General features: G+C 50.3%; 9 protein-coding genes and 2 rRNA genes. 9 read left to right on the top strand and 2 right to left on the bottom strand.

Going from position 1 to position 9341, the window contains the following annotated elements; translation table 11 throughout:
• From BUA65_RS16835 to BUA65_RS16795, 9 genes are all read left to right on the top strand, one after another.
• Positions 1–111 (top strand): 23S ribosomal RNA (locus tag BUA65_RS16835); the annotation flags it as partial.
• A 150-nt stretch (positions 112–261) separates the two neighbouring features.
• Positions 262–377 (top strand): 5S ribosomal RNA (rrf, locus tag BUA65_RS16830).
• A 294-nt stretch (positions 378–671) separates the two neighbouring features.
• Complete coding sequence (locus BUA65_RS16825) at positions 672–1988, top strand: uroporphyrinogen decarboxylase family protein (RefSeq protein ID WP_114281525.1); 1317 nt, start codon at positions 672–674, stop codon at positions 1986–1988.
• Between the two features lie 112 nt (positions 1989–2100).
• Entirely contained in the window at positions 2101–2739 is a 639-nt protein-coding gene (locus tag BUA65_RS16820; protein ID WP_242656381.1) for a cobalamin B12-binding domain-containing protein, read from the top strand.
• A gap of 59 nt (positions 2740–2798) precedes the next feature.
• Entirely contained in the window at positions 2799–3599 is an 801-nt protein-coding gene (locus BUA65_RS16815; RefSeq protein WP_072871442.1) for a dihydropteroate synthase, read from the top strand.
• A gap of 52 nt (positions 3600–3651) precedes the next feature.
• Positions 3652–4368: a Vitamin B12 dependent methionine synthase activation subunit gene (locus tag BUA65_RS16810; protein ID WP_242656380.1), complete on the top strand. Its 717-nt coding sequence runs from the start codon at positions 3652–3654 to the stop codon at positions 4366–4368.
• Positions 4335–5162 (top strand): GntR family transcriptional regulator, encoded by an 828-nt coding sequence (locus BUA65_RS16805; RefSeq protein WP_242656379.1) that lies wholly within the window; start codon positions 4335–4337, stop codon positions 5160–5162. The genes BUA65_RS16810 and BUA65_RS16805 overlap by 34 nt, the downstream gene beginning before the upstream one ends.
• A 1-nt stretch (position 5163) precedes the next feature.
• Positions 5164–5790: a cobalamin B12-binding domain-containing protein gene (locus BUA65_RS16800; protein WP_072871437.1), complete on the top strand. Its 627-nt coding sequence runs from the start codon at positions 5164–5166 to the stop codon at positions 5788–5790.
• A 1-nt stretch (position 5791) separates the two neighbouring features.
• Entirely contained in the window at positions 5792–7624 is a 1833-nt protein-coding gene (locus BUA65_RS16795; RefSeq protein WP_072871434.1) for an ASKHA domain-containing protein, read from the top strand.
• A 15-nt stretch (positions 7625–7639) separates the two neighbouring features.
• Here BUA65_RS16795 and BUA65_RS16790 read toward each other — a convergent pair whose 3' ends face one another.
• Both BUA65_RS16790 and BUA65_RS16780 read right to left on the bottom strand, forming a co-directional pair.
• The gene (locus BUA65_RS16790; RefSeq protein ID WP_072871432.1) at positions 7640–8494 is read right to left on the bottom strand and encodes a uroporphyrinogen decarboxylase family protein; all 855 of its coding nucleotides are present in this window, start codon (positions 8492–8494) and stop codon (positions 7640–7642) included.
• 545 nt (positions 8495–9039) lie between these two features.
• Positions 9040–9341 (bottom strand): DUF6262 family protein (locus tag BUA65_RS16780; RefSeq protein ID WP_207543930.1); only part of this gene is annotated, 302 nt, incomplete at its 5' end.

Raw genomic sequence — 9341 nt, 5'->3', positions numbered from 1 at the left:
AGTTGAGTGCCGGGGTAAGACCCCTGGAAGACTACCAGGTAGATAGGCCGGGCGTGTAAGCCGGGTAACCGGTTGAGCGGACCGGTACTAATAGGTCGAGGGCTTGACCAGAATAGAAGTCGGAGGTCGGAAGTTGGAGGTCGGATTTAAGAAGGAAATCACTTACGCGATTTCCGGGGAAATTCGGCTGAAGAGATCCGGTTTCCGGCTGGGAAGGCGAACGAAACTCCGCTGTGAAGTTTTGAGGGAATAAAAAAAATTTCCGGTGGCTATACCGGAGGGGAAACACCCGTTCCCATCCCGAACACGGAAGTTAAGCCCTCCAGGGCCGATGGTACTTGGGGGTCGACCCCCGGGAGAGTAGGTCGCTGCCGGAAAATTATTTGGAGCCTCTGGAATTGTGTCCAGGGGCTTTTTACTTTTTATTCCACCCGGTGAACCGGGGCTGCAGGCGCAAAAAATTTTTTGAAAAAAATCGAAAACCGGGAAGGAAAAAGCCGAAACATATAGAATTGTATAACTGTCTAAATGTATATACATATATGGTAATCAAGCCAGAATTAAAAAATCCTTTTTGGGGGGGTTGTGGATGAAGCTATAAAGATGCCTCGGGTTGAGGAATTTGTGTTTGCAATTTATGGGAAAAACTAAAATTTTAGGAGGGAAATTTAATGACACGGGAAGAAAAACAGGAACAAATGTTCGAATTATGGCTTTCGGGCAATGGTATAGAATTTGTTAACCAGGAAGCTGAAAGGTCGTACAGGGAAAGGGTAACCCGCATAAAAGACGCCATTCAGTTAAAAAAGGTGCCGGATCGCGTACCGGTATGTCCCTTTACAGGACTTTTCCCTGCATACTACGCTGGAATAACCGTTCAAGACTTAATGTATGACTATGATAAAGCAGCGGCTGCGTGGAAGAAATATGTTTTCGACTTGGAACCCGATGCCTATATGGGCATGTTTTTAGCTCCCCCAGGTAGATTTTTTGAAATTCTTGACTACAAGTTGTACCAGTGGCCGGGCCATGGTGTTCAACCGGATCGCTCATACCAGTGCCTTGAGGCTGAGTATATGAAGGCAGATGAGTACGATGCTTTGATTCAAGATCCTTCCGATTTCTGGGTAAGGGTTTACTTTCCGCGCGTTTTTGGCGCTCTAAAGCCTTTTGAAAAACTGGCTCCCCTTACTGATGTTATGGAAATGCCACTGACTTGCGGGAGCTTTATTCCCTTCGGTTTTCCCGAAGTACAGGCTGCTTTCAAGGCTGTTTTGGAAGCGGGTAACGAAGCTGTTCGTTGGGCCGGTGTGGTTCGCGCGGTGGACCAGGCACTTCAAGGGCAGGGATTTCCCGCCTTTGTCGGTGGAGCATCCAAAGCGCCCTTTGATATACTGGGCGACACTCTGCGGGGCACGCACGGTATCATGCTGGATATGTACAGACAGCCCGAAAAACTGCTGCGGGCCTTGGAAGTGTTAACTCCCCTGGCCATAAGGATGGGAGTATCTTCAGCCAAGGCTGCCGGCAACCCGCTGGTATTCATGCCGCTGCATAAAGGGGCGGACGGTTTCCTGTCGGACCAGCAATTCAGGACTTTTTATTGGGCGACGTTGAGAAAGGTTATTATGGGCTTAATAGAAGAAGGGTTGGTACCCTTCCTGTTTGCCGAGGGTGGCTATAACACCCGTTTAGAAGTTATTTGTGATCTTCCGAAGGGTAAGACGGTGTGGCTTTTTGATAATACCGATATGGCTAAGGCAAAAGAAATTCTGGGAGATACAGCCTGCATAGCCGGCAATGTACCAATTAGTTTGTTAACCTTGGGAACAGCACAAGAAGTAAAAGATTACTGCAAACAACTGATAAAAACTGCAGGGAAAGGTGGAGGATTTATTTTATGCAATGGGGCGGTAATCGATGATGTGCCTCCGGAAAACCTGCGCGCCTTGATAGAATCTGCAAAGGAGTACGGAATCTACTCTTAGCAACAGGGTAGAATGGCAGTTTGGCTCTTTTCCTGAATAGCAGATTTGTATTGAAGGAAGTCCCACGAATTATCTAATAATAAAAACATTAACAGTTAGGAGGAAATCGTAAATGGAAAAAGAAAAAATGACAGAACTGGCAAGAGCTTTGATGGAACTGGACGAAAAAAGAGTCTACCAGCTGGTAGACGAGAAGATCAAGAACGGTATTTCCCCACTGGATATTATTGCTGAGTGCAATGAGGGCATGGCGGGCGTGGGCGATTTGTTTTCTGCAGGCCAGTACTTTTTAAGCCAGATGCTTTTCGCTGCGGAGATATTCAAAAACATCATGAAACAGCTGGAGCCCATTATGCCCAAAGCGGAGGCAAGCACTTCCAGGGACAAGGTTGTTATAGGAACCGTCAAGGGAGATATCCACGACATCGGCAAGAACATCGTAGTCAATCTGCTGCGCGGCTCCGGCTTCGAGGTCATCGACCTTGGCGTGGACGTGCCGGCCGAAAAATTTGTGGAAGCGCTCAGGGAAACCGGAGCCAGGGTGCTTGGTTTAAGCGCCTTGCTTAATTTCACCTACCCTGAGATGAAAACCGTGGTAGAGGCTGTTACTGAAGCCGGTTTAAGGGATAAGGTGACCATCATCATCGGGGGAGCCCCGTGCAACGAGCAGGTCCGGCAGTTTACGGGGGCCGACTATTATGCGGAGGACGCTGTAGCGGGTGTTAACATTTGCAAAAAGGTTTATTCTTAATCATAACAACCCCTGGCCGGATACCACTCCGGCCAGGGGTGGAACACCGGGAGGCATCTATGTTAATCATCGGCGAGAGAATCAATTCCACCCGTAAAAGCATAGACAGGGCGGTTCGAGCTAAAGACGTGGACTTCATCCGCGAAGAGGTATTAAATCAGGTAAACGCCGGAGCGCACATGCTCGATGTAAACTGCGGCACCTTGGACGCGCAGGAAGAGCCAACCACTATGGAATGGCTTGTGCAAACCGTACAGGAAACAGCCGGTGTACCCTTGTGCATTGACAGCGCCAATCACAAAGCCCTGGCCGCCGGGTTAAGAGTTCACCGGGGTAAGGCAATGATCAATTCCATTAGCGGGGAGACCGAAAGGTATAAAAAAGTATTACCCCTGGTAAAGGAGTACGGTGCGTCCGTAGTGGCTCTCTGCATGGACGACAGGGGTATCCCGGCAAATAAAAATCAAGCCCTGGAGGTTGGTGTAAAACTGGTCAACAACCTCCTGGATGCCGGAGTACCGGTTGATGATATTTACTTTGACCCCCTGGTTCGCTCCGTGGCCACCAATCCCGAAACGGTTATAGAAACATTGCGCCTCATGGAAGAGATGGCATCCAGATTCAGCGGCCTGCACTTCGTTTCGGGACTGAGCAACGTGTCCTTCGGGTTGCCGGAGCGACGGCACCTGAACCGGGCTTACGTGGTGTTGAGTATGGCCAGCGGTCTCGACGCCGTTATTGTCGACCCGCTGGATAAAACCCTGATGGCCCTGGTGTATGCCACAGAAACACTGCTGAACAAGGACCGGTTTTGTTTGCAGTACATCCGTTACTACCAGGAAGGAAGGTTGAAGGTATAGTTTCTTTCCAGTAACGATTTCACAATATTAACTCCATTTCTGGTGAAGAAAGTTGAGTAATGCGGCAATGTATGGTTTAATGGATTATTATAAATTTGATGTCCGGCTTACCGAAAAGGACGTTTCCAGCACCGGGTGGAACTGCCTGTCCAGGACAACCAGCACCTATTCAAGTTCGCTGGTTAATGAGATACTGCAGGAAGCGCACCGGCTGGCCCGGGCGGAAGCTGTTTGCAGAGCCGTGCCGGTGGTGAAAACAACGGGCAGGGAGATTTTCCTGGAAGGCGGCCAGGCGTTGACAAGCAGTTTGCTTGTCCGCCTGGCCGGTACTGCTCGGAGCCTGCTCCTGGTTGTGTGCACCCTGGGACACATGATTGACCGCAGGGTGGAGGAATATAACCGCAAGGGGCTGGCGGCGCATGCGTACTTTTTGGATATCGCCGGTACATGCCTTATTGAAGCGGCCGGCAGACAGCTGGTGGAAAAGATTAAAACCCAGCTGGAAGCCTGTGGCTTTAAGTCGACCATACCACTGGGTCCCGGCCACTCCTACTGGAAAAGCCTGCAGGACCAGCGGATCATCTATGATCTCGTGAACCCTGCTAAAATCGGTGTAACCATATTGAAAAGCGGCATTATGCTGCCCAAAAAGTCCGTAAGCATGGTTATGGGAATCGGACGTGAACTCCCTCCCAGCGCGGAAAACCATTGCTATTACTGCAGCATCAGGCGAAAATGTCCCCTGAGCCGGGCCAGGGATCCGCTGTAGAGGTTCATATCAGGACATTTGTTGAAAGGGGGGATAAAGGTCTGACCGGTGACAAAATTAACAGGAATTCCTTTATACCTCCTTATTTCCAGCTGGCTCAAATTTTAGAGCAAAAGATCCTTTCAGGAGAATTAAAACCGGGTGATTCCCTGCCGTCTGAAAACGATCTGGCCAAAGAGTATAATTTAAGCCGCATGACTGTTCGCAAGTGCCTCAACATACTGGCTGAAAGAGGGCTGATATCCGCCTACCGAGGCCGAGGTACCTTTGTTTCCCGGCCAGCCCTGGACCGGGCTGTATTTACCATTGAAGAATACCACCAGGAGATGTCCCGCCGTGGCTTAACCCCGGAAGCCAGATTAATCGCGGTCAACGTGCTCAAAGCCCCGGCGGAAATCAGTGGAAAACTGGAATTGAAGGCTGACGAGAGGGTCTTATACTTTTGCCGGCTGCTCCTGGCCGACAATGTGCCGATGGCTCTTGAACGTAAATACATGCGCTTTAAAAAGGGGAGCCCCATACTGGAAAACGAGCTACAGTACAAAGCCTTTTCGGAAGTGATTTCAACGCATAACGAGGTGCTGCCGGTGCGCAGCCGTATGGTAATGCGACCGGCAGTGGTTGAAGAAGAAGATGCTCTCCTGCTTCAGGTCCCGGCTGGTTCCCCCGTACTGTGCCTCGAACAGTATTTATACGCCATTGATGAAACGGTTGTTGGTTGGGGGTTTTTTATTTTCCGGGGGGACCGCTTTAGTTTAGTGTCAGAAGTTAGACCACTGAAGGGGGTTGAGTAAATTGCCTTCCCTGGCCCAGGCAATCAGCGACCTGAATGAGAGTCTGGTAATGGAGCTGGTAAAATACCGCCTGGATATGGGCGCTACGCCCCTTGACATCGTAGAAGAATGCAGAAATGGTATGATCGAGGTGGGAGAGCGCTATTCCAGGGGAGAATATTTCCTGGGAGACCTTGTTTTGTCTGCAGAGATTTTTCATGAAGTTATGCAGGTACTTGCTCCTGCACTTGATAAAAAAATTACGCACCAACCCGTTGGCAAGATTGTTTTCGGGACCGTCGAAGGTGACATTCATGATATTGGCAAAAATATTACCATATCTTTGTTGCGCTGTCATGGCTTTGAAGTCTGGGACCTGGGGGTAAATGTACCTCCGGATAAGTTTATTCACTGCCTGAAAGAAACAGGGGCAAGCATTCTATGCCTGTCCATCCTGCTTTCCTCCTGCTTTGAAGCCCTGCAGCGTACGGTGAGTTTAGTTCGCCTGTTTGACAACCAGGGAAAGATTAAAATTCTCATCGGAGGTCTGGTTAATGAACGGGTGCGGGAATATTCAGGGGCGGACGGGTGGGTGACCGATGCCCGCAAGGGTGTAACCGTATGCCAGAAATGGATGGGAGTGTTATAAAGTGGGTGTTATTATCGAATTTGAACCTATCGGCCTTCGGGTAGAGGCAGAAGCCGGTCAAACTGTTATACAGGCTGCACGGGGGATGTTTACCCCTGAGTCGGGCGGAATCAGCGCGCCTTGTGGCGGCAAGGGTCTTTGCGGGCGCTGCAGGGTGCGCCTGGTGGAGGGGGAATTTTCCCCACCCAATGAGGTTGAATTGAGACTGCTCGGCAAAAAAGGTCTCGAGGAAGGTTACCGCCTGGCATGCCAGGCGGTAATAATTGGCCCGGCAAAGGTGGAAATTCCGTCGGAAGCTCTCACCGGACGCCAGAAGCTGCAGCTGGATGGAACAGATGCCGCTGTTGTTCCGGAACCCGCGATTAAACGCTATAACATTCCCTTGAAAACCACGTCCGTCGATTACCCGTATTCAACCTGGCAGCAAGTGGAAGTCTTCCTGGCCCAAAATTACGGGTTGTCCGGCTTGCGCATAGATCCCGGGCTGATAGACCGGGTTGAGGCTCTGGCCGGAGACGATCCGGTAACGGTTTCTATCCGCGGCAGGGAGATAACCAACGCCTTTATGACCGGGATGAGAAAACCGGTTGGTTTGGCGGTGGACCTTGGAACCACCAAGATAGCCGGTTTTTTGGTCGATCTGGAAACCGGTATGACCCTGGCCGCCGAAGGCATTTTGAATCCGCAGATCGCTTATGGTGAAGATGTGATAAGCCGGCTGGCTTATGCCCTGGAAGGGGAAGAACAGTACAGCCGTGTCGTACAGGTGTTGAGAGAAGGACTTGACCGGCTGTTGCACACTCTCTGCAACGCGGCGGGTGTGGTTCCTGAAGATGTTGAAGAGGCTGTGATTGTGGGCAATACGGCCATGCATCATCTTCTGTTGAAGTTGCCGGTAAGCCAGCTGGCCAGGTCCCCCTATGTGCCGTCGTTAACGCTGCCGGTGGAAATTAAGGCACGTAACCTGGGTCTGGGTATGGCTTTCGGTGCGGTTGCCTACCTGGTACCGGCCGTCGCCGGCTTTGTAGGGGGAGACCATGTGGCCATGATCTTGAGCAGCCGCATACATGAGGCCCACGGGGTAACCCTGGGCCTGGACATTGGCACCAACACTGAAATTGTACTTGCCCGGAACGGAGAAATGATTTCCTGTTCATGCGCTTCCGGTCCGGCTTTTGAGGGGGCTCACATTCAGCAGGGAATGAGGGCGATTGACGGTGCCATCAGCAGGGTGGAAGTGGCTGACGGGGGGCGGAAATTGCACTATGAAACCATAGGCGGTAGCCGGCCGGTGGGTATCTGCGGGTCGGGTATACTGGACGCCGTGGCAGGACTGTACCGGGCAGGAGTGATAAACTATAACGGCCGGTTGGATGCCAATCATCCCCGGGTCAGGTTTAACGGCGAAAGGAAAGTTGCTGAATATGTTCTGGTACCGTTGGAGGAAAGCGGGGTTGACCGGGACATAGTAATTACCCAGAAAGACATCAGCGAAATACAGCTGGCAAAGGCTGCCATTACCGCCGGAACAAAGGTTTTACTTGAGAAGGCCGGTTTGAAAGAAGAAGATATTGAAAGGGTAATCGTGGCCGGTGCTTTCGGGACCCACCTGCGGCTGGAAAGTGCGATTGCCATCGGCATGCTACCCGAGCTGCCGCTGGAGCGCTTTCAACAGGTGGGCAACGCAGCAGGCGCCGGTGCCCGGATGATCCTTTTATCTGAAACCGAACGCCGGCGGGCGGAAGAAATTGCGCGGAATATTAAGTATATAGAACTAGCGGCAACGCCGGAGTTCAGCGATAACTTTTTAGAACAGGTGAGGTTCCCGGGATAAAGGATATAATGCAGCTTATACGACCAGCCTGTATATCTTCTTTAGCCTCTCCAGGCTGCGAATATCGGGAAGTCCGCAAGATGAGGACAGTATCAGCTTACAACTATTTTTTAGATCGTTAATATATTGGAGCATTTCTGCCTCTTGGTTATCATCCAGGTCCGGTCCCATCAGCCACCCGGCCTTTATCCCTGAAAGAATGATCACATTTTCAGGCAATCTGCGGCACAACTCCACCAGGTGCATGGCTTCGGGTTCCAGGGAAAAAACCGAATATCCCTCTTCGACCAAAAAGGAGATTATCGATTCAATGTTGCCGTCGGAGTGAAAGCCCATTGGTTTGCCGCCTTTTATTGAATTTTTTAGCCTGCGGTACAAAGGCAGGAGTATACTCTTAAACTGCTCAGGAGAAAAGTATAACCCACGCTTATAGGCTATGTCGTCGCATAGGATAAGCAGGTCGGCGCCGGCATTATCGGCCGCCATCAACTCATCAGCCGCCAGTGCCGTGTTTTTTTCCAAGTGTTCTTCCAGGCGGTCCGGGTTATAAAACCATTTTATAACCTCTATAAAATCGTGTTCTCTGACAGTCCGCTCAAAGGGGCCGTCAACGGTAACTCCACAGACCAGGCCTAAGGCATGAGCTTTTTTTATGAGGAGTCTCATCTCCCCGGAATTGACAGGAAGACTTTGAACGGGGCTTGTGTAGCTGAAAAAACAAATATCGGCACCAATGTTTATACTGAGAGTGATCAGGGACTCCTGCGTTTGTTCCAGGCCTAATTCTCTTAGTATTTCCCCGGAAATCCAGAGTTCTCCCCGGGGAATTTTTCTTTTCCTTTTCTGAAGCAAGTAGCTATAAAATTCCATAGATATCATTCCCCCTCTAACTCACCTGGCCGGTTTTAAGGCCGGCTGCTTTTATTTTAATACACATAATGAAGCCAATTAAGCCCTCGTTTAAAGGAAACAAACACCGGAATGAGGGATGACTACCGCCGGCAGAGTTACGCTTCAAGGTACCGGAGGTCACCTTATATAGACCAAAAAAGAAAAAACCTTGCTGACACAAGGCATTCACGTTCTGTATATATTCACAAAGTACATTTTGCATTAGGAGACAATGAGCTTCCCTAAACCAACCTAACGGCAAAGATTTTCCTGGAAAAACCTGAAAACTTGCTTTAAGCCTGTGGATATGCCGCGAGTATGGACTTGTGGACAGGCGCAAAGGGCCATTTCTCCAGCTGGAGTTATCTAACCGAACCATGAATTTCCGGACGATTAATTAGTTTCCTTCCCGCCTGTCCACAGGGTCCACACTCGCTTGGACAACGCTAAAGCGTTGCCCACATATCCACAGACCCGGCGGCGACGGTTAAAAACATGACCTCTTTTGAGGATAATAACAAATCCTACTCCAGCGATTCATAAAGTTTTCCCCGCAGCATTTTCAATTCCTCTTTCAACCGTTTGTTTTCGGCTTCCAGCTCCTTGATACGCTTGTTTTTTGCGGCAATGATGATGTCCTTGCTGGCATCGGTCATTTCCCGCTTAATCTGCCTTGGAGAAGGCGCGGCCGCCTGTTGCTTGCGGAGGTTCTCGATGCGCTCCTTGATCTCCGGGTGGGTGTAAAGATAAGACTTGCTCACCCTGGCCTCCAGAGAAACACTGTTGAAGTTGATTTTCTCCCCGGCTTTAATCAGCCTTTGGATGG

The organism is Desulfofundulus thermosubterraneus DSM 16057, from assembly GCF_900142025.1.
Lineage (GTDB): Bacteria > Bacillota > Desulfotomaculia > Desulfotomaculales > Desulfovirgulaceae > Desulfofundulus > Desulfofundulus thermosubterraneus.
The sequence above is the reverse complement of the archived record's forward strand: the minus strand, read 5'-3'. Positions and strand labels throughout refer to the sequence as shown.

What these genes read in the sequence shown, in the direction of transcription:
- BUA65_RS16805 (WP_242656379.1), top strand. Translation starts at nt 4,335, where the DNA reads ATGTCCCCTGAGCCGGGCCAGGGATCCGCTGTAGAGGTTCATATCAGG.
- BUA65_RS16790 (WP_072871432.1), bottom strand. Translation starts at nt 8,494, where the DNA reads ATGGAATTTTATAGCTACTTGCTTCAGAAAAGGAAAAGAAAAATTCCC.
- BUA65_RS16820 (WP_242656381.1), top strand. Translation starts at nt 2,101, where the DNA reads ATGGAAAAAGAAAAAATGACAGAACTGGCAAGAGCTTTGATGGAACTG.
- BUA65_RS16815 (WP_072871442.1), top strand. Translation starts at nt 2,799, where the DNA reads ATGTTAATCATCGGCGAGAGAATCAATTCCACCCGTAAAAGCATAGAC.
- BUA65_RS16825 (WP_114281525.1), top strand. Translation starts at nt 672, where the DNA reads ATGACACGGGAAGAAAAACAGGAACAAATGTTCGAATTATGGCTTTCG.